Raw genomic sequence first — 20,043 nt, 5'->3', positions numbered from 1 at the left:
GCCCGCGTTACACCGGCAGCGGGCTACGTTCGGCGAAGTGTCCACGCCAGTACGGGTAATACGGATACGGTGGCTCCACCGCGCTCACCGCATCCAGACGTGCGCGTTGCTCGGCGGTCAACGACCAACCGACTGCGCCCAGGTTCTGGCGCAACTGGGTTTCATCGCGCGCGCCGATCAGCACCGTGCTCACGGTGGGCCGTTGCAGCAGCCAGTTGATCGCGATCTGCGGCACGCTGCGGCCGGTTTCTTCGGCAATCGCATCGAGTACATCGACGAGCGCGAACAGGCGTTCGTCGCTGATGGCCGGACCGGCGGCCGCAGTGGCATGCAGACGGCTGTTGTCCGGTAGCGGTTCGCCCCGGCGCACCTTGCCGGTCAGCCGCCCCCAGCCCAACGGGCTCCACACCACCGCACCCACGCCCTGATCGATGCCCAGCGGCATCAGTTCCCACTCGTAATCGCGCCCGGCCAGCGAGTAATAGGTCTGGTTGGCGACGAAGCGGCTCCAGCCCTGTGCGTCGGCCACCGCCAGCGACTTCATCAACTGCCAGCCGGCGTAGTTGGATGCGCCCAGGTAGCGCACCTTGCCGGCGCGGACCAGGTCATCGAGCGTGGATAGCGTTTCTTCCATCGGCGTCATCGCATCGAAGGCATGCAGCTGCAGCAGGTCGATATAGTCGGTGCGCAGCCGTCGCAACGACGCATCCACTGCACGCAGTAAACGGAAGCGCGAAGCACCTGCGTCGTTGGGTCCATCTCCGAGCCGCAAGCCGGTCTTGGTCGACAGGATCACCTGATCGCGGCGGCCCTGCAGCGCCTGGCCGAGCACATCCTCAGAGGCGCCATCGGAATACACATCGGCGGTATCGAACAGCGTGAGGCCCGCCTCCAGGCAAAGATCGATCATGCGCCGTGCCTGCGCCACATCGGTATTGCCCCATGCGGAAAACAGCGGCCCCTTGCCGCCGAAGGTGCCGGCGCCCAAACCGAGCACCGGCACTTTGAAGCCGGAACGACCGAGAAAACGTGTATCCATCGCACTACTCCGTGAAGCCGAAAGAAACTGGGCGCGCAGTGCCGGTCAATCCGACAGTGCGCGACGCCAAGCGCAAACACCCGCTCGCCGAAGACCTGCACCGATCGCGCAGATCTGGTGAGCGCCTGCGGTAACTGCACACGCCACGCGTGAGGCCGCGAATCAACCGGGCTGCACGCACACGCCCGGCGCGACGGCACCACGACGATGCAGATGCACACTCCACAGCGCGATGCCCAGACCGACGACGGTCAGCAGTGCGGCAACCCATGGTGTGGCCACCAGGCCGGCGCGCGTGGCGATCACCACACCGCCCAGCCAGGCGCCCAGGGCATTGCCCAGATTGAACGCGGCGATATTGAGGCTGGAGGCCAGGTTCTGGCCGGCCCCGCGCGCATACTCGAGTACGCGCAATTGCAACGGCGCCACGGTGGCGAAGGCGGCCACGCCCAACAATCCGACGCACACCACCATCGCAGTCTTGTGATGCAACACAACGCCCATCGCAGCGAGCACCACCACCAACGCCGCCAGGCTGCCCAGCAAGGCGGCAGTGGGACGCCGGTCGGCCAGGCGGCCGCCGAGCAGATTGCCGACGATCATGCCCACCCCGAAGACCAGCAACACCGGCGACACCGCCGCCTGCGCAAACCCGGTGACATCCACCAGCAACGGCTGGATATAGGTAAACACTGCGAACACGCCGGCGTAGCCCACCACCGTCATCGCCAGGGCCAACACCACTTGCGCGCGCCCCAGCACCGCCACTTCCAGCCGCCATGACACCGGCGCGGCAGCGCCTGCGCTCGCCGGTACCCACAGCGCGACTGCCGCCGTGGCGAACACGCCAATCACCGCCACCGCCCAGAAGGTAGCCCGCCAGCCCAATTGCAGACCCAGCCACGCACCGGCCGGCACGCCCAGCAGAGTCGCCACGGTCAGCCCGGCGAACATCAGCGAAATCGCCGAAGCGCGGCGCTCGGCCGGGACCAGCGAGGTCGCCACCACTGCGCCCACGCCGAAGAAGGTGCCGTGGGCGAGTGAGGTCAGCACACGCGCGACCATCAGGCTGGTGTAGCCCGATGCCAGCGCGCAGGCCACATTGCCCAGGGTGAAGATCGCCATCAAGCCGACCAGCACGGCCTTGCGCGGCAGCCGCGCAGTGGCCAGCGTCAGCACCGGCGCACCGACGAACACCCCCAGCGCATAGCCGCTGATCAGCAGGCCGGCGGCACTGAGCGACACCCCCAGATCGGTGGCCACCTGCTGCAGCAGCCCCATGATGACGAACTCGGTGGTGCCGATGCCGAAGGCACCGATGGTCAGCGCCAGCAACGCCGGAGGAAAGCGGGAAACACGTGCGGAAGCAGACATGGGCGTGGACCAGGGGAAACTGCGCACAGGCTGCGCCGCGACGTCTTACGCAAAAACCCCTGCTATCCTGATTCACTATCAATCAATCATTGAGAATCGCATGGACCGCCTCGGCGATATCGCCTTGTTCCTGCGCGTGCTCGATCTGGGCTCGATCACTGCCGGTGCGCGCAGCCTGGACCTTTCGGTAGCGGTCGCCAGTCAGCGCCTGCAGCGGCTGGAACGCGATCTGGGCGTGCGCCTGCTGCACCGGACCACGCGTCGGCTGCACCCGACCGCCGAAGGCCAGCAACTGGCCGAGCGCGGCCGGGTGCTGGTGGAAGACCTGGAGGCATTGACCGACGACCTGCGCGAAAGCGCGCACGACGTCGGCGGCATCTTGCGCATGACCCTGTCGGCCTCGTTCGGGCGGCAATACGTCTCGCCGTTGTTGCCCGAATTCCAGGCCCGCCATCCGCGTGTGCGCATCAGCGCGCATCTGAGCGACGACCTGGTGGACCTGGTCAAACAGGGCTTCGACCTGGCGATCCGCATCGGCCCGCTGGACGACTCCGGGCTGGTGGCGCGGCGTATCGCCGACAACCGCCGCACCCTCGCCGCCTCACCCGACTATCTGCAGCGTCACGGCACTCCACGCACGCCGGACGACCTGGCCCGGCATGCTGGCGTACTGCTGATGGGCCGCGATGGCCGCCAGGATGTGTGGACATTGCAAGCCCCGGACGGTGGCCTGGTGCGCGTGCGCATGCAAAGCCGCTTCGAAAGCAACTTCGGCGAACTGGTGCGCGATGCAGTGGTCGCCGGCCAAGGCATCGCGCTGCATTCGTACTGGCATATCGCCGAGGAACTGCGCAGTGGTCGGCTGGTCGAAGTCATGCCCGACTACCCCCCGCCCACCTCGCAGATCAGCGCGGTGATGCCGGCACGCCGACTGCAACCGCCGCGCGTGCGGGCATTTGTGGAGTTCTTGCTGGAACGCCTGGGCGAGGTGCCGCCGTGGGAATTGGACGCTTAGAGCGGCCAACAAAACCTGGCGAGCGCCTGTCAGTGAGTGCAGTGGTTTTGTCGGTCGTATCTTGGTGGATGCCGTCAGAAGTCCAGATCAAACACTGAGTGGGTCGAATGCGCGGTGCCCTCACCGCTCGCGGGACACGCCGTGAATCCATCCCTGGAGGCTCGGTGGCGGCATCCATGCCGCCACACGGTCCCGCAAGCGGCGAGGACACCGCGCCAGACAGTTTCATGGCTGTTTTTTTGAAAGCCATGCGCACCGACACTCTCCACTGGTCCTTGCCTGCCCAGCGTCGCGGGACCTTACGCGGCATGGATGCCGCGTAAGCGCTTACAAGGACGTCCTTGCAGCGTGTCCCGCGATGGTGGCGGGCAAGGACCCTGCAGCCAGGCAGCAGATCAGCGGGCGTGAAGTCGTTTTGTTAGCCGCTGTTAGATCCTGGGCGCGCACCTGGACGCGCAACGCGTACGCGATGCGCTTCCAGAATCGGTGCCATCCATCTGCGCGGCGACAGCGCAGTGCAACGCACCGGGCGGTCAATGGCAAGCGACGCTGAACACCTGTGCCAACGCGGCTGCATCGACGACCATGTCTCTGTCACTGCTGCGCGACGTGTGCGCCCCCGGTTTTATCCGTCACCCACGCGGAACAACCGGGCGCCTGGCGTATCGGATGCGGCTCGGGCACCTGAGCCCGGACCGTCACTTCGCCCCGCGTTGCAGGCGCCGGTGCAGGCTGCGACGCTGCGGCTCACTCAGCAGGTGTCCATGCGTGGTCAACAGCCCGATGATCTGCTGATGCGCCTGCTGCGTGCGTCGCGCGAGTTCGGCGGTGGCGGCCACTTCGATCGCTTTCCAGTCCTCTGCATGTGTCGGTATGGAATTGAGTGAGCGTTTTGCGGGCATGATGCGATGCAGGCGCGAGAGTGGCCACCATGATACGGCGGCAGTGTGAGCGCCTTATCAGGGCCGGGACGGCCACCGCCGCAGCCGGTGCGCGCGCCCACCGCAGACAGCGGCGACCCGGCACGGTCGGGCACGGCGCGTCACTGCATGCCGTGGGCACCACCTGCGGCCTTGTACGATCACGCCGACCGCGGCAATGCCGCAGCGCGTTTCTGGCAAGTCCCCAGGCCGCCACTCACAGAGCTGACCGACATTCTGCTGCGTCACGCGCCTGCCGATGGTCTGCGTGTGCACGAAGCACGCCGGCTGATGGTGGCCGACGCGCTCAATGCCGCCGATGCCGGCTTCCGCGTCGGTTACGAGAGTGCCTCGCAGTTCAGCCGCGACTACGCATGCATCCTGGGTGGATCACCGACACGCGACACGCAGCGGCTGCGCGCCATTGCGCAGGAGGCAGCGCTGACGTGGCGACGCAGGACCTGGATACGCACACGTTGCACGCCAACATCGGGCGGCGACTACAACTACGGCTTCTGCGCACGCATCTGCGCGCGCCAGCGATCCGGGTGCACAGGCAACATGATGCTTTACCTACGATGCGGCAGAACCGATGCAGTGGAAGCTGGGGTGAGCAGCTGCATGGAGCCCAGCGACTCCAGCACGCCGAAGGCTTCAAGCACATGCCGAATCGCCGCACGCTCGTCGTCGAACTCGCACTGCGCTTAGCGACGGCCACGCTCCTGGACGTACACCGCGTAACCGGCGGCAGTGCGGATGCAATACCAACCGTCGAAGGTGTTGCTGGACCAGTGCAGCCAGCCGTTATCGGCATCGAAACCGCGTAGGCGCGCGGCCAGGCCAGGCCAGGCTGCAGCTCCCACAGTGCGTCAAAGCGCGAGAGGTCTCCCGCCAGCCGGGTCGCAATCAATCCATGCAGATAGTCGCAGATCATCATGCGCGCACGGGCGGCAAGCTTTGGCACCGGTGCCAGGTATCCATGAAGTGACACCTCACGCCCGTCACGGCGCGGCAGATCGCCGCCTCGCCCACCGTTGCCTCACTCCGCCGCGTATTGCGCATCGCTGACCGGTTCCAGCCAGGCGACCGGCGAGCCGTCCTGCGCTTCGGCAATGGCGATATGCGACATCGCCACCGTCGCGTTCGCACCATGCCAATGCTTGACGCCCGGCGGAATCCACACGATGTCGCCCGGACGTATCTCCTGCGCCGGCTTGCCCCATTCCTGCACGCGCCCGGCGCCGGCGGTGACGATCAGGGTCTGACCCAGCGGATGGGTGTGCCACGCAGTACGCGCGCCCGGCTCGAAGCTCACCGTGGCGCCGCCCACCCGCGCCGGGGCGTCGGTCTGAAATGGCGCATCGATACGTACCCTGCCGGTGAAATACTCGGCCGGACCCACTGCCGAGGCGGCGCCACCGGCCTTGCTCACCCGGATCAACTGGGTGGATGGGCCACCAGGCTCGGCGGTAGCCATCATCGACAACGACATTGCAGTTGCGAACAGATGCATTGCGGCACTCCCGGTTCAAGTAGGTGCACTCTAGCGCGCCTGCACACCGGCATTCCCCTGCAATCGCGCATCCACCTAGAAACACGGCACATCACGGCGATAGCGCGGTCTGCAACCTGCTGTTGCCATTGAAGCCATCACCCAGATGCGCGCAGGAACAGCGCGGCCACTCCGGCGGCATATGCGCCCTGCTGCATCGACGCAGAGTGCGATGCATCGCCGCGCACCACCGCGTTGAACGGCAAACCGGTCATCAGGCCGAAAAAAACTGACCGCCGCATCCGGCACGTTGTCGATGACCGACGCACCCTGCTCCAGTTCGCGCCCAAGGGAGTCAGTTGATGCAGGTCAGAACCGAAGAAAAGCGCGACGCCATCGTGCAGGCGGCAAGCGAGGTGTTTCTCGAACTGGAATTCGAAGGCGCCTCGATGTCGCAGATCGCCGCCCGCGTGGGCGGCTCCAAGCGCACGCTGTACGGGTACTTCCCGTCCAAGGAAGAGCTGTTCGTGGCGTTTGCCAAGGACATGTCCGACCGTTATTTCGACCCGCTGCTCAGTGCGCTTTCGCAAAGCAGCGGCCCCATTGCCGAGGCCCTGCAGCGCTTCGGCGAGGACGTCCTCATCTTCTTGTGCGCACCGCCCAACATCACCAGTTGGCAGACCATCATCGGTGTATCCGGCAGATCAGACGTCGGCGCGCTGTTTTTCAGCGCCGGTCAACAAGAAGGCATGCAGCGCTTCGCCGAATACCTGCAGACGCAAGTGGACTACGGCCTGCTCCACTGCGACGACACCCTGCTGGCCGCCCACCAGTTCGCCGCCCTGATCGAAGCCGAAACCCTGATGCCCTGCCTGTTCGGCGCGCTCAAAAATCCATCGCCGGAGTATCTGCGCGACGCAACCCGGCGCGCGTTGAAGCTGTTTTTGGTGGCGTATGGAAGCAGGACCATCGCCACGGCGTGATGCGCGGTCGTGTTTGATACCTTGGGTAAGCGATGAGTCGCTACCGACCTCACTGATGCGCGTGCCGAGCACTCGTGTACGCGCGCGATGTTCGAGGCTTTGTTGGTCTGACCACAACAGCGCATTTGTCTGCAGCAGATTGCTGCGTCTGCGCACTGCCTGCAACTAAGAGCGGCTAACAAAACGACTTCGCGTCAGCCTACTGCAGGCCCACTATCTGCGGCCTGGCTGCAGGGCCCTTGCCCGCCCACCGTCGCGGGACACGCCGCAAGGACGTCCTTGTAAGCGCTTACGCGGCATCCATGCCGCGTAAGGTCCCGCGACGGTGGGCAGGCAAGGACCACTCGCGATGGTCGGTGTGCAGCGTTTTAAAGAAAGCTACCGATCGACACTCTGGTGCGGTGCCCTCGCCGCTCGCGGGACCGTGTGGCGGCATGGATGCCGCCACCGAGCCTACATGGACGTACTTGCGGCGTGTCCCGCGAGCGGTGAGGGCACCGCGCATTCGACCCACTCAGTGTTTGATCTGGACTTCTGACGGCATCCACCAAGATACGGCCGACAAAACCACTGCACTCACTGACAAGCGCTCGCTCGCCAGGTTTTGTTAGCTGCTCTAAGTGAACCGCCCTGCACTTGCCTGGCGATCCTTACTCTGTCACGGCGCACTTGGCGCACAAGCCATGCACTTCCAGCGTCTGCGCCTGCGGCTGGAAACCCAGCGCCTTGGCGCGGGCTTCCAGTTGCGCCACCACCTCGCGGTCTTCCAGTTCCACCGCGCTATGGCAGCGGTCGCAGATCAGGAAGGGCACCGAGTGCTGGGCGCTGTTGGGGTGATGGCAGGCGACGAAGGCGTTGACCGATTCGAGCTTGTGCACGAAGCCATTGGCCATCAAAAAATCCAGCGCGCGGTACACCGTGGGCGGGGCGTCGGCGCCGACGCCCTTGCCTTCGCGCACCCAGTCCAGCAGTTCGTAGGCCTTGACCGGCTTGCCGGCGTCGGCGATCAGCCGCAAGACATTGGCGCGGATCGGCGTCAGCCGCAGGCCGCGTTCGCTGCACGCGCGCTCCACCGCGCGCACGAAACCGTTGGCATCGTCGACGTGGTGATGCGGTGCAGTGCAGGCGTGTTCGTTGGTTTTCATCACAGGCTCCGGCGGTCAGCCCGCTCCTATCTTGATGAGTGCCGCATCGATGCGTTTCAAGGCACCCTCGCGTCCGGCCAGATACACCGTCTGCGAAATGTCCGGGCTGACCTGGGTGCCGGTAATGGCCACGCGCAGCGGCTGGGCGACCTTGCCCATGCCCAGTTCCAGCGCGGCGGCAGCGTCGTGCAGCGCCGCCGACACACTCTCCACGCTCCACTCGCTCAGCGCAGCGAGCAGTTCGCGCGCCTTGCCCAGCGGCACTTCCGCACCCAGTTTCAGGTGCTTGATCACCGCCGCCTCGTCGTAGCTTTCCAGCGGCTGGTACCAGACCACGGCTTTTTCGGCCATTTCCTTCAAGGTCTGCACGCGCTCGCGCAAGGCCACCACCACGTCGGCGGGAGCCGGGCCGGCGGCGACGTCGATGCCGAGCCGGGCGAGCTGGTATTCCAGCTGCGGGGCGATGCTGGCCGGGTCGTCGGTCTTGAGGTAGTGCTGGTTGACCCAGCCCAGCTTGGCCATGTCCAGCCGCGCGGCCTTGGAGTTGACGTCCTTGACGTCGAACAGGTCGAGCAATTCCTGCCGGCTGAACAACTCCTGGTCGCCGTGCGACCAGCCCAGACGGGCCAGGTAATTGATCAGCGCGTGCGGCAGATAGCCGGCGTCCTTGTACTGCATCACATCGGCGGCGCCGGTGCGCTTGGACAGCTTGGCGCCCTGCTCGTCCAGGATCATCGGCATGTGCGCGAACTTCGGCACTGGCGCGCCCAGCGCCTCATAGATATTGATCTGGCGCGGGGTGTTGTTGATGTGGTCGTCGCCACGGATCACCTCGGTGATGCCCATGTCCCAGTCGTCCACCACCACCGCGAAGTTGTAGGTGGGGAAGCCGTCCGGGCGGAAGATCACCATGTCGTCGAGCTCGCTGTTGGCGATCTCGATGACGCCCTTGATCAGGTCGTCGAACACCACCGTGCCGGCTTGCGGATTCTTGAAGCGGATCACCCGGTTGGGGTCGTCGCGGTACGGCAGGTTCTGCTCACGGGCGGCGCCGTTGTAGCGTGGTTTTTCCTGCCTGGCCATCGCGGCCTCGCGCATGGCGTCGAGTTCTTCGCGGGTTTCGTAGGCGTAATAGGCCTTGCCCTGCGCCAGCAGCTGCTCGGCGACCTCCTGGTAGCGGGCCACGCGCTGGGTCTGGTAGATCGGGCCTTCGTCATAGCCCAGGCCCAACCACTCCATCGCTTCCAGGATGGCGTCGATGGCCTCCTGGGTGCTGCGCTCACGGTCGGTGTCTTCGATGCGCAGCACGAATTGCCCGCCGCGATGACGTGCCTCCAGCCAGCAATACAGGGCGGTGCGGGCGCCGCCGATATGCAGGTAACCGGTGGGGCTGGGAGCAAAGCGGGTGCGGCAGGTCATGGAGCGCTCGGCGGAACGGGTGTCGGCCGATTTTACCCCGGGCAGCGCAGACCTGCCCGCTTGCAGCTCAGCGATTGCGCAACAGGTCGCCGTAGACCACACAGTCATCGCCGCTGCGCGCCGGGCCGGGCGCGTCGTACAGCACCAGCCAGGCGGGCGTATTGCCGGCCAACTGCCTGGGCAGGTTGCAGATCGCCTCGGCGCGGTCGCTGTCGGTGCCGTGCGGCAACACCGCCGATTCCAGCAACTCGTGCTGAAAGCGCACCGGCGCCCGATTGGCGGCCAGCACTGCGCGCGCGCCCGGCCATTTGAACAGGCGGATTTCACCGTTGAGCACCATGGTCGGGCCGGCCAGCAGGTACAGATCGTCGCCGGAATAGTGCAGGTCGCGGATGCCCAGACCGCCCAGTTGCAGGAAGTGCTTGCGCAACAGCGTGCCGTCTTCGTCCAGCGGCACCAGGCGTAGATGGTCGCCATGCGCCTGGACCTGGATTTCCAGCATCGCCGACCAACCGCGCAGCACCGGCCCGCGCAGGCCAAGTAGCAGGCGCTGGCCGTCCACCACGATGCCTTCGATGTCGAAGCCGTTGTCCTTGCCGGGGATCTTCAGGAACGGGCCGAAATGCGGGTCGTCGGCCAGCAGCTCGGTAAGCTGGTTGTGCTTGGCATCGCCCTTGAGCCGCAGTGCGCGACGGCCGTCGGCCGCTTCGCGCACCAGGTGCGGCGTGCCGTCGGCAGCCTGCTCGATCGGCAGGCAGGCCAGCAGGCGGCGGTTGGCATCGAGTTTGAGCTTGGTCAGGCGCTTGGCGTTTTCGGCATCGTCGCGTCCCGGCTTGGCGTTCTTGCGCTTGAGCCCATGCGAGCCGATCACCCACAAATACCCGTCCGACAGCGCCATGCCTTCCAGATCCGCCTCCTCGGCGGCCTCGCCCGGCAGGTCCAGCAACTCGGCCAGCGCAAAGCTGCGCCCTTCGCCGAAGCGCAGCGTCTCGCGCTGCACGGGGGCGAGCTTGCGCAAGCGGTCCACTGCGCAGGCCTCATCGCCGGCCACCCACAGCCAGTCGTCGGTAAATGCAGCGCCGGACAGGTTGCTGTGCACCAGCGCGCCAGGCGCGAATTCGAGACGGACGCTATGCGGAATCAGGGTTTTCTTGGCCATGGGAACCTGGTGGGTGGCGTTGCTGGGGACACACGAAGTGGCGAACAAACAGTGGCCTGGCAAGCGCGTGGCGCGCAGTGCTCGGCCGGGCGCGAAGGGGGTGACGCGCACCGCAGTGTAAGAGCGATGGATGGATGCCGCAGCGCGCGCCCACCGCGCCTGCCTGGAAGTGAGCGTTGGCCGCGCTAGGTCAATCGAACGCGGCCAGCTTGGCACGCGTCACCGCGGCAGCCAACTGTCCAGGCCAATCGCGGTCGTTGGCGACCTGCGCGTGGGCGCGGCTGGCCTCGAAGGCGTCGAAGTCCAGCTCCGCGTAGGCCCACACGGCGTCGCCCTGGGTCTGCGCCAGCACGCCATCGGCCGGGAAACCGACATCCATCGGCGCGAACACCGCCGCTTCGCCGGTATTGACGTCCAGCGCCGGGCTCCAGGGCGCTTCCCCAGCGGTGACCGATTGCGCGACGAACACGCGATTTTCCAGCGCCCGCGCCAGGCAGCCGATGCGCACCCGCATCGCCCCGGCGGCGGTGTCGGTGCAACTGGGCACGATCAACAAGCGCGCGCCGGCCTCGTATTGCGCACGTACCGGCAGCGGAAATTCGCTGTCGTAGCAGATTGCAATGGCCGCGCGGATGCCGTCCAGGTCGAACACCTTCACCGTATCGCCCGGCACGATCAACCCGGTGGCCTTTTCGAAACCTGTGAGCTGCAATTTGTCCTGCCAGCCGTGCAGGCCGTCAGGCGTGAACCAGTCGCTGCGATTGCGGTAACGGCCCTGCCCCAGGTCCAGCAGAAAACTACCGGCAATCAGATGCACCCGATGTTGGCGCGCGAGGCCGGCAAACAACCCCAGCCACGGCGTGCGTAGCGCCTGGATCGCTGCCAGCGATTCGGGCAGACCGGCAGAAACCTGCGTGGCGAACGTCGCGCCCAGTTCCAGCGCCAGATACTCCGGCAACACCACCACACGTGCCCCGGCAGTGGCGGCCTCGCTCACCAACGCGGACTGGCGTGCAGCGAACGCGGCGAAATCGGCGGGCTTGCCGATCGGATATTTGGCGACGGCGATTTTCATCTGGCGGCCTTGTGATGATCGAGCGATGAGGCGACGTGGGTCGGTCACGACGACAACGCGCGCGTCCACACGCGCAAACTGTGGTCGATCTGCCCGTGTTGCAACTCCGCCCAGGCCAGTTGCACGCGCATGTCCGGTTGCGGCGCATACCCGCGCTTACGCCAGAACACGTCGTTGGGCCGAGCGTCGGCCGGCTTGCGTGGATCGTCTTGCGCACGCTCCACCGCGCAAAACGCCGTGAGCGAAAACCGACCCAGCGCACGTGCATGCGCTTCGCGCCGGTCGAAGAAGGCATGCCCGATGCCCTGCCCGCGATACGCCGGCAACAACACCGATTCGCCGAAATAAAACACGCTGGCCGGGTCGATGCCGGCCGCGCGAAACGGCGCATGGAAGGCCTCGCTGTCGTCGAGCAGCGGCAGGCCGGTGGAGGCACCGATCACCGCATCGCCATCGCGCGCCAGCACGAACACGCTGTCCGGCGAGGCCGCATAGGCGGCCAGGTAGGCGCGCTCGTACTCGCTATCGCCTGCATACAGATACGGCCAGGCGCAAAATACGCTGATGCGCAGCTGCGCCACCGCATCCAGATGCGGCAGCACGTCGGTGCCGCGTACCGTCTCGACAATCAGGGATGAGCCAGTCATACGCGCCATGGTAAGCCAGCCGGGCGCGGTGGCGATGACATGCGTCAGCGCAGCCAACCGTCCTTGCGTCGGTCCACCGCAGCGGGTTGCTGCCACAGCAACCACACTTCCGCATCTGCACAGGCCAGCAGCACGCCAAGCAGGGCATCGGTGCTGCGGGCCCAGTAAGTGCCGTTGCTCAAACGCTGCCAGGGGCCGTAGCTGCGCGTCCTCGGTGTGCCAGCCAGCGCGGCCTCGCTCTGCTGCGCCGCCTGCAAGCATCCGGCGTCGCCCATGCGTAGCGCCTGCGCGGTCTCGGCCTGCAAACGCAGACCGATCACACCGCGACGCCAGTCGTGACGGATTGGCAAGGCCGACAACGGCGAACGTTCCCAGCCGTGCGGCAACGCTGCCGGAAGCAGCGCCACCGTGTCGATCCCGGCGGGCAGCAAGCGCTGCACCCGCCGGAGTACCTGTGCGTGAGCGAGCATCCCGATCTCAGCGCAGACTGTTGCCAAGCTCGTACCAATCGACCTTACGCGTCACCCACATGATGCTGGCCAGGATGCCGAACAGCAGCAGCGACCCCATCAGCAGCGAGTTGTCTTCGGAGATCAGCAGGCTATAGAGCACGCCATACAACGCCGTCAGCATCACCGAGAATCCTGCCGCGCGCGCCCAGCTACGCAATACACCGGACAGATAGAAGAACTGCAGGCCGATACAGGCCGCGGCCGACACCAGATACGCCTGCCAGAACGCGATGTGCTCGGAAAGGCTCAGCAGCAGCAGGAAGAAGATTGCCAGCGCCAGACCCACCAGCAGATATTGCAGGGGATGGATCGGCAAACGTTTGATCAGTTCGAACAACACGAATGCCACAAAGGTCAGCACCACGAACAGGATGCCGTACTTGCTGGCCCGGTCGGCCTGGGTATACACGTCCACCGGGTCGACCAACCGCACTTCCAGCGTATCCAGCGACGACTGGCCGGACTGCAACTGCAGTTGCGCATCGCCGCGCACCTGCTGCAGCGTATCGACCGAGACCTGGCCCGACTGCAACTGCGATTGGGCACTGGTGGCCAGCGACGACAACGACCAGCTCGCCTCGAAACCGCGCTCGCTGATGGTCGGCGCATTCGGCAGGAAGCGCCCGCCGAACGAGGGATGCGGCCAGGCCGAGCGCAGCGCGATGTCGTTGCTGTCGCCGATGGGTGCGATCGCCAGGCTGCGGGTGCCATCCAGCACGAACGTCATTTCCACCGTTTTACCCTCGCTCACCTTGCCGGCCAGCGGGTCGGCCAGTGGCTGCAGGTCGGCATGGATGCCGGGCGAGCGTCCCGCCAGGCCACCTGCCCCGCTCTCCAATTTCAGCTCACGGCCATCCGCGCGCAGGCTCGGCGTGCCGACCAGACCGCGCACGTCGGAGATGCCGACCGCCAGATGCGGCTGCCCATAGCTGCGCCCCTCCACGGCCGGATAGTCGAGTGGATCGAACCCGGCCTTGAGCGTTGCCTTCCACGAATACACCTGCACCCGGAACAAGCCGATCTTGCGCTCGGACGGGATCAACTCGCCGCTCAGGGTGAGCGTGCGCGGGGTCTGCAGCAACTGGCCGTTGTGCTTTCGCCACACCTTGTGCGGCTTGCCTTCCTCGTCGGGCTCGCTGACCTGCACATCCTGGGTATACGGCAGCACCCGCACCGGTGCGATGAACTGCTGCTCACCGGCCTTGCTTTGCGCCACGCGCTCCACGGCCTGGTTGCGATATTGCACGCGGTCCTGCACGGTGCTGCGGATCAGCAGTAACGGGATCATCAGCAACAGGACCAGTGCGCCCATGGTGGCGAACCGTAATAACAGTTTCAGGGATTTCATCGGCCTTCCTCAGTCTGGGAGGTGGCCAGGATGCGAGGCGCCGGTGTCGGGGGTTTGAGGCGAACTTGAAGCGAATGTGAAGTGAGCGACCGACATGAGCGGCGACCGCCACTGTGACGTGGTGAGGGAATCCGGTTGTCACACGTCGAAAGTGCAACACAGGCCCGAGACAGGCTTCCGTTTCATCGACAGTACTTCGCACCACCGCCGCGCGCTTCGCCGCCAGGCGCAACGATGCGGATGCAGTTGCGTACTGCAGGGCCATACCTTCGTTTTTTGTCTTGTTTTGATCGCGGCTTTCTCAGCCCGTCGTTTTCCGATGTGTTTATTCAACTTCGCGCGTGCCGTACCGGGCATCGTTCAGTCCGCGTAACCGCTTGCCGGCCCTGATTCCAGAAGTGCGCACGACTGCATTCCTCATCTAGCCTGGAGTTTGTTTCCATGAACAAGCAACGTTCGCTCGCCCTCTGTCTGCTCTCTGCCCTGAGCCTGTCCTCCGCTGTCGCGCAGGCGGCCGTGCATGGGATGGGTCTGAAAGCTTCGCCGCTGATGCAACCGGTCACCCCGTTGTTCGGAACCGCGAGCGCCGCCAAATCCCTTCCCGCCAGCGTGGACCTGACTGCCTGGGCGATCACGCCAGGCGATCAGGGCCAGGTGGGGTCATGTGCGTCGTGGGCAACCGCCCACACCCTGACCGGCTGGTATGCCAACGCCGGCAAACAGGCGCAAACCCGCTTCGCCCCGATGTATCTCTATACCCAGGTCAACGATGGCGTCGATGAGGGGTCCACGCTGGAAGCGCCGCTGGACGTCGCGCTGGCCCAGGGCATCGACACTGAACAGCATTACTCCTGGGGCAACTACAACTGGAAGAATCCACCCACCGCCGCCGACCGCGCCAACGCTGCCAAAAACCGCACGCCGTACAGCAAGTACACCGTGCTCTATTCATCAAGCGACGGCAACGGCGGACGCGCCTTGATCGAACAAATCAAACTTGCGCTGGCCGCATCCACGCCGGTGGCCATCGGCTTCTATGTCCGGCAGGGTTTTGAAGAACTCACACCCCAGAACCAGGTCGACTACGACATCAAGACGCCCATCCTGGGCGGGCACGCGGTGGTCGCGCTGGGTTACGACAGCGAAGGGCTGATTGTCGAGAACAGCTGGGGCACCGAGTGGGGCAACAAGGGCTTTGGCAAGCTGTCCTGGTCGGTGGTCGCCAAGGACGTCATCGGGGCCGACGTGGTGCACTAGGACACCGCGGATGCGCACCGCAATGCGCGGCTGACACCGATGCGGCATGTGCCCTGGCGCATGCCGCATCGGCAGCACCGCAATGCTGCCGCACTGGGCAGTGGGCAGCGGGTCTTTCGCACACCGCCTGCAGCGTCGTTTAGCGGGCGGGCAGGCGCAGGGTTGCGATCGCCCCCCCGCCGTCGCGATTGCCTAACGCGACTTCACCGCCGTGCAGGCGCGCGACTTCGCGCACGAACGGCAGGCCGAGCCCGGAACTGCGTTGTCCGGTCTGTGGGCGGGCCAGCGAATAGAAACGCTCGAACACCCGTTCCAGCGCGTAGTCCGGCACGCCGCTGCCGCGGTCGTGCACCGATAGCTGCACCTGCCCTTGCTGGATCTGCGCTCGCAACTGGATGGTGCTGCCTTGCGGTGAAAACGCGATGGCATTTTCCAGCAAGTTGATCAGCGCCTGGCGCAGCAGGAATCCATCGCCCAGCACGTACTGCTCGCGCGCCTTGTCGGATGCCGCGTCGCCTTCCAGCAGTACGCCGGCCGCCGCCGCGCGCGGCAATACTGCGTCCATTGCGGCCTGCAGCAGGCCGGCCACCGCGATGCGCTCGCGCGTCTGCAGCCAGCCGTGCTGTTCGACCTCGGCCAGCGCCAGTAGCTTGTCGATGGTTTCGGTCAGCCGCTGCTCCTGCGCACGGATGCTGGCGACGAAGTGCTGGCGATCGGCTTCCGGCAGTGGCTCGCTCAACAATTCGGACGCCCCACGAATCGCCGCCAGCGGGCTCTTCATTTCGTGCGTCAGCGACTGCACGTACTGCTCCACGTAGGCCTTGCCTTCCAGCTTGCGGCGCATGGTTTCCAACGCCTGGCCCAGATCGCCGATCTCATCGCCGCGCGGTTTGGGCGGCGGCACCGGAATGCCCGAACTCACCGCCTGCGCATAGCGATTGAGCCGGCCGATGCCACGCATCAGCCACCAGGTCATGCCGATACCGATCAAGGCGGAAATGCCGATCAACCAGGCGCCGCGCTGCAGGATGTTGCGCTGGCTGGCTTCGATGAACGGGTCGATGCTGCGATTGGGCTGGGCCAGGGTGAGTACCCCGATCAACCTGGTCGGCGCGTCCGGCGCGTAGATCGGCGCGGCCACGTGCATCACCGTGGCGGTCGGGTCGCCGTCGACCTCGGGGCTGGAACGCGCGCCATATTCGCCGCGCAAGGTGCGATAGACATCGTTCCAGCGCGAGTTGTCGCGGCCCACGTCGCGGCCCAGCGAATCGAACACCACGACGCCACGCGCATCGGTGACGGTGACGCGGTAATCCACATTGCCCTTGCGGAACCGCCACACCCAGGCCTTGGGGTCGCGCCGCTGCGCCTGCGCCACGTTGCGCGCAAAGCTGCCGGTGGCGATCTTGCCGGCGGCCAGCTCGCCACTGGCCATTTCCGCCAGCACGTTGGCCGCGTCCACCAGCGTGGATTCCATCGCCTGGCGCACCCCGGGTTTGACCTCGTTGACGAACACCCGCATCACGAAGAACGCGGCCAGCCCGACGATCAGGAAGAAGCCCAGAAATAGCTTGAGACCGAGCCGCATGTCAGCGGCTGGCCTCGATCACGCCACAGTGCCCGCAGCGGCAATGGCCACTGCGCGGAGGCAGGCAATCGCCAGCCGCAGGCCGACGGCGCGAACGCAGCAGCGCAATTCCTGCTGCCAGACACGCCCTCCTTGCGCCGGCCAGGTGCCTGTGGTCGCCGCGCTCAACCATGCCTATAGCTCCAGCGCATAGCCAAGGCCCCGATGGGTGCGGATCGGATCGGCCGGTACGCCGGCCTGGCGCAACTTGCCGCGCAGTGTCTTGATATGGGTGTCGACAGTGCGGTCGGCGCTGTCGGCGCTGGCATCCCAACCGCGATCCATCAGCTGCGCGCGGCTGAGGATCGCACCAGGACGTTGCAACAAGGCCGACAGCAGCGCGTATTCGTAGCGTGTCAGCGGCAGCAGCGCATCGCCATAACGGATGCGGCTACCTTCGCGGTCGATCGCAAACGCCCCCTGCGGCTGCCACCCCTGCTCGGCCACCTGGGCCACGCTGCGCCGGCGCAGGCGCGCACGCACCCGCGCCACCAGCTCGCGCGGGGAGAACGGTTTGGCCATGTAATCGTCGGCGCCCAGTTCCAGACCGAGCACGCGGTCGATCTCGTCGTTGCGGGCAGTCAGAAAGATCACCGGCACGTCGCTGAAACCGCGCAGCGTGCGGCACACCTCGAAGCCGTTGATATCCGGCAAGCCTACGTCCAGCACCACCACATCGGCCGGGTCGGCGCGCAGCCGCGCCAATGCATCGCGGCCCAGCAGGCAATGCTCGGGCGCATAGCCTTCGCTGCGCAGCGCGTACAGCACGGTATCGGCAATGGCGGCTTCGTCTTCGACGACAAGTACGCGGGCGGGGGTCTCTGACATGCCGCGCAGCATAGCCGCATGCCGGCGTGGCCCATAGCGCGCGCACTGCCAGCGCGCAGCGCACAGGCAAGCGTCGGCAACAGATCGTCGGGGCGGTTGCGCGCGCCCGGCGCCCCGCCCTCAAGACCATGCCGCCGCTGCATGCCGCCACGCCGCGCACCCGCGCGCAGCGCAAACGGCCGCGCACGCTCTACACTTCCCGGATGAACTATCGCCACGCCTTCCATGCCGGCAACCATGCCGACGTGCTCAAGCACATCGCCTTGCTGGCGCTGATCGACACCCTCAAGCGCAAGGACACCCCGTTCTTCGTGCTCGACACCCACGCCGGGCGCGGGCGCTACCAGCTCGGCGGCGAGGAGAGCCGCAAGACCAACGAGGCCGATGCCGGGGTGATGCGGCTGATGGCCGAGTCGACCCTGCCCGAGGTGATCGAGCGCTATCTGCGCGCAGTACAGGCCGACAACCACACCGTCGTCCGCCCGGCTACGCCCGGCCAAAAGCCGGCGCGCCCCACCGCCGGCATCCAGATCAATCATTACCCCGGCTCGCCGTTGCTGGCCGCGCAAGCGCTGCGCGAACAGGACCGCATGGCGTTCTGCGAGCTGCAGCCGGAAGAAGCCGAAGCGCTGAAGCGCCTGTTCGCCAAGGACAGCCGCGTGCGCGTGCATGCCGGCGATGGCTACGAGGCGATTCGTGCCTTCGTCCCCCCGCGCGCGGGCGAGACCAAGATCGGACGCGGGCTGGTGCTGATCGATCCACCTTACGAAGCGCAGGAAGCCGAATACCCGCAGGTCATCCACAGCGTGCGCGAGACCCTGGCGCGCTGGCCGCAGGCGATCTGCATGGTGTGGTACCCGATCAAGCTGCGCCGCAGCCTGCAGCCGTTCATGCGCAAGGCGGCCACGCTGCCGGCCAAGTCGGTGCTGGTGGCCGAGCTGCAGGTGCGCCCGGACGACTCGCCGCTACGCCTGACCGGCAGCGGGCTGTTGATCGTCAATGCGCCGTGGCAGTTCGACCAGGTGCTGGCGCCCGCGCTGCCGGCGCTGAAGCAGCATCTCGGCGAAGCCGGCGCCTCGACCCGGCTGGAGTGGTTGCGCCAGGACGGATAAGCCGGCGTGTCCGGCCGCTCCGGTCCCAGGGCGCGCACAACACCCGCCCTGCACGCCACCGGCCGCGTCCTTGCGGGAATTGGCCGTCAGCGCCCCCCCCCCCCCACGCCCGCAACGGCCGTCGTGGCGCGACCAAGCCGGCCCGGATCACGCGCTGCCGGTGACGCCCGCAGCAACGCACCTGAACCGGTCTGACGGAGCTGGCGAACACTGACGCATACTCACGACTGGATCACGGTCTCGCTCGGTAGAGTGAGGTGAGAAGCACTGCCACCTTTCACATGACCCCTGGCGGCGCACCGGATTCGTTCACGGTTGTGCGCCGGGCGGGTGCCAGAATCTTCCGATCTTCAAGGAACACCGGTCATGGCCATTCGTAATCGCATGCCTCCGTGGCATGAAAACTTCAGTCTGCCCAATGGCCGCACCCTTCTGCTCCGCCCGATCCGTCCCGAGGACGGTCCGCCGTTGCAGGGGGCTTTCAGCCTGTTGGGGCCGGAGGAAATCCGCGCGCGCTTCGTGCGCTCTTCCGCCGAAATCACCCCGGAGATGGTGCAGCGCCTGACCCATCCCAATCCCAAGAGCGAAATCGTGCTGGTTGCCGCCGAGCAATTGCCGCCGGGCGAAGCCCTGGTGGGCGCAGTGGCGCGTGCCGCATTGGTCCCGGGCACCCGCCAGGCCGAGTACACCATCCTGGTCAGCAGCTTCGTCGCCGGCCAGGGCCTGGGCCGGCAGCTGATGCGCAAGTTGGTGAAGTGGGCGCGCCGCAAATACCTGGACTGCCTGTTCGGCGATGTGCTGCAAAGCAACGTGCCGATGCTGCAGTTGGCCGAGTCGCTGGGCTTCAAGCCGCAGCCGCATCCGGATTCGCCGGAGCTGGTGCGGATGGTGCTGGAGCTGGATGCCTGATTTGCCGGGATTCGGGATTGGGGATTCGAGATTTGGCTCAGAGCTGCTGATCTATCGCTTGGCTGCAGGGCCCTTGCCAGCCCTCCATCGCGGGACATGCTGCAAGTACGTCCTTGTAGCAACTGTGTTGTTGGAGGGGCTTTGGCCACTCCGTCAGCCGGGCACGGTGGTGCCGGCTGCTG

At 66.1% G+C, this 20,043-nt stretch carries 19 protein-coding genes and 2 pseudogenes; 6 read left to right on the top strand and 15 right to left on the bottom strand.

The genetic code is table 11. The features are described 5' to 3' along the window. Nucleotides 1-7: 7 nt before the first annotated feature. Entirely contained in the window at nucleotides 8-1,039 is a 1,032-nt protein-coding gene (locus GGR61_RS14075; protein WP_184622109.1) for an aldo/keto reductase, read from the bottom strand. A gap of 162 nt (nucleotides 1,040-1,201) precedes the next feature. Then, on the bottom strand, nucleotides 1,202-2,413 hold the full coding sequence (locus GGR61_RS14070) for an MFS transporter (RefSeq protein ID WP_184622108.1): 1,212 nt from the start codon (nucleotides 2,411-2,413) through the stop codon (nucleotides 1,202-1,204). Between the two features lie 100 nt (nucleotides 2,414-2,513). Here GGR61_RS14070 and GGR61_RS14065 point away from each other — a divergent pair, with 100 nt between their 5' ends. Then, nucleotides 2,514-3,428, top strand: coding sequence for a LysR family transcriptional regulator (locus tag GGR61_RS14065; protein ID WP_184622106.1), 915 nt, complete (start codon nucleotides 2,514-2,516; stop codon nucleotides 3,426-3,428). 698 nt (nucleotides 3,429-4,126) lie between these two features. On the opposite strand, the gene GGR61_RS14060 is transcribed toward GGR61_RS14065, so the two are convergent. Continuing rightward, nucleotides 4,127-4,330: a hypothetical protein gene (locus GGR61_RS14060; protein ID WP_184622104.1), complete on the bottom strand. Its 204-nt coding sequence runs from the start codon at nucleotides 4,328-4,330 to the stop codon at nucleotides 4,127-4,129. A gap of 282 nt (nucleotides 4,331-4,612) precedes the next feature. On the opposite strand from GGR61_RS14060, the pseudogene GGR61_RS14055 reads away from it, so the two are divergent. Further along, nucleotides 4,613-4,786 (top strand): annotated as a pseudogene (locus GGR61_RS14055) (helix-turn-helix domain-containing protein); the annotation flags it as partial. Nucleotides 4,787-5,052: 266 nt separating this feature from the next. Here GGR61_RS14055 and GGR61_RS14050 read toward each other — a convergent pair. The 3 genes and pseudogenes from GGR61_RS14050 to GGR61_RS21205 form a co-directional block, all read right to left on the bottom strand. After that, the gene (locus GGR61_RS14050; RefSeq protein ID WP_184622102.1) at nucleotides 5,053-5,211 is read right to left on the bottom strand and encodes a hypothetical protein; all 159 of its coding nucleotides are present in this window, start codon (nucleotides 5,209-5,211) and stop codon (nucleotides 5,053-5,055) included. Between the two features lie 176 nt (nucleotides 5,212-5,387). Beyond that, the gene (locus GGR61_RS14045; protein WP_184622100.1) at nucleotides 5,388-5,861 is read right to left on the bottom strand and encodes a cupin domain-containing protein; all 474 of its coding nucleotides are present in this window, start codon (nucleotides 5,859-5,861) and stop codon (nucleotides 5,388-5,390) included. Nucleotides 5,862-5,998: 137 nt separating this feature from the next. Then, a pseudogene (locus GGR61_RS21205) lies at nucleotides 5,999-6,191 on the bottom strand (TetR family transcriptional regulator); the annotation flags it as partial. An 11-nt stretch (nucleotides 6,192-6,202) separates the two neighbouring features. Here GGR61_RS21205 and GGR61_RS14040 point away from each other — a divergent pair. Next, nucleotides 6,203-6,823 (top strand): TetR/AcrR family transcriptional regulator, encoded by a 621-nt coding sequence (locus GGR61_RS14040; protein WP_184622099.1) that lies wholly within the window; start codon nucleotides 6,203-6,205, stop codon nucleotides 6,821-6,823. Between the two features lie 650 nt (nucleotides 6,824-7,473). On the opposite strand, the gene GGR61_RS14035 is transcribed toward GGR61_RS14040, so the two are convergent. From GGR61_RS14035 to creD, 7 genes are all read right to left on the bottom strand, one after another. Continuing rightward, entirely contained in the window at nucleotides 7,474-7,968 is a 495-nt protein-coding gene (locus GGR61_RS14035; protein WP_184622097.1) for a transcriptional repressor, read from the bottom strand. Between the two features lie 15 nt (nucleotides 7,969-7,983). After that, nucleotides 7,984-9,387, bottom strand: coding sequence for a glutamate--tRNA ligase (gene gltX / locus GGR61_RS14030; protein WP_184622095.1), 1,404 nt, complete (start codon nucleotides 9,385-9,387; stop codon nucleotides 7,984-7,986). A 67-nt stretch (nucleotides 9,388-9,454) separates the two neighbouring features. Then, nucleotides 9,455-10,546, bottom strand: coding sequence for a DUF3616 domain-containing protein (locus GGR61_RS14025; RefSeq protein WP_184622094.1), 1,092 nt, complete (start codon nucleotides 10,544-10,546; stop codon nucleotides 9,455-9,457). Between the two features lie 190 nt (nucleotides 10,547-10,736). Next, nucleotides 10,737-11,621, bottom strand: a complete 885-nt coding sequence (locus GGR61_RS14020; RefSeq protein WP_184622092.1) for a carbon-nitrogen hydrolase family protein — start codon at nucleotides 11,619-11,621, stop codon at nucleotides 10,737-10,739. A 44-nt stretch (nucleotides 11,622-11,665) separates the two neighbouring features. After that, nucleotides 11,666-12,316: a GNAT family N-acetyltransferase gene (locus tag GGR61_RS14015; RefSeq protein WP_184622217.1), complete on the bottom strand. Its 651-nt coding sequence runs from the start codon at nucleotides 12,314-12,316 to the stop codon at nucleotides 11,666-11,668. Continuing rightward, the gene (locus tag GGR61_RS14010) at nucleotides 12,313-12,738 is read right to left on the bottom strand and encodes a hypothetical protein (protein WP_184406658.1); all 426 of its coding nucleotides are present in this window, start codon (nucleotides 12,736-12,738) and stop codon (nucleotides 12,313-12,315) included. The genes GGR61_RS14015 and GGR61_RS14010 overlap by 4 nt, the downstream gene beginning before the upstream one ends. A 7-nt stretch (nucleotides 12,739-12,745) precedes the next feature. Beyond that, nucleotides 12,746-14,128: a cell envelope integrity protein CreD gene (creD, locus tag GGR61_RS14005; RefSeq protein WP_184622090.1), complete on the bottom strand. Its 1,383-nt coding sequence runs from the start codon at nucleotides 14,126-14,128 to the stop codon at nucleotides 12,746-12,748. 441 nt (nucleotides 14,129-14,569) lie between these two features. Between creD and GGR61_RS14000 the strand changes: the two genes are divergently transcribed. Next, entirely contained in the window at nucleotides 14,570-15,385 is an 816-nt protein-coding gene (locus tag GGR61_RS14000) for a C1 family peptidase (RefSeq protein ID WP_184406656.1), read from the top strand. A gap of 139 nt (nucleotides 15,386-15,524) precedes the next feature. Here the strand turns inward: GGR61_RS14000 and creC are convergent, their stop codons facing one another. Together creC and creB are read right to left on the bottom strand one after the other, a co-directional pair. Then, on the bottom strand, nucleotides 15,525-16,973 hold the full coding sequence (gene creC / locus GGR61_RS13995) for a two-component system sensor histidine kinase CreC (protein ID WP_184622088.1): 1,449 nt from the start codon (nucleotides 16,971-16,973) through the stop codon (nucleotides 15,525-15,527). Between the two features lie 174 nt (nucleotides 16,974-17,147). Continuing rightward, nucleotides 17,148-17,852 (bottom strand): two-component system response regulator CreB, encoded by a 705-nt coding sequence (creB, locus tag GGR61_RS13990; RefSeq protein ID WP_184406654.1) that lies wholly within the window; start codon nucleotides 17,850-17,852, stop codon nucleotides 17,148-17,150. Nucleotides 17,853-18,043: 191 nt separating this feature from the next. On the opposite strand from creB, the gene rlmJ reads away from it, so the two are divergent. Both rlmJ and GGR61_RS13980 read left to right on the top strand, forming a co-directional pair. After that, nucleotides 18,044-18,952 carry a 23S rRNA (adenine(2030)-N(6))-methyltransferase RlmJ gene (gene rlmJ, locus GGR61_RS13985; RefSeq protein ID WP_184406837.1) on the top strand — a complete coding sequence of 303 codons (909 nt, stop codon included), beginning with the start codon at nucleotides 18,044-18,046 and terminating at the stop codon, nucleotides 18,950-18,952. Nucleotides 18,953-19,318: 366 nt separating this feature from the next. Then, entirely contained in the window at nucleotides 19,319-19,861 is a 543-nt protein-coding gene (locus GGR61_RS13980; RefSeq protein WP_024939889.1) for a GNAT family N-acetyltransferase, read from the top strand. The last annotated feature ends 182 nt before the right edge of the window (nucleotides 19,862-20,043 follow it).

The organism is Xanthomonas sp. 3058, from assembly GCF_014199765.1.
Lineage (GTDB): Bacteria > Pseudomonadota > Gammaproteobacteria > Xanthomonadales > Xanthomonadaceae > Xanthomonas > Xanthomonas campestris_B.
Note: the sequence above shows the minus strand (reverse complement) of the source record. Positions and strands in the feature narration are given on the sequence as shown.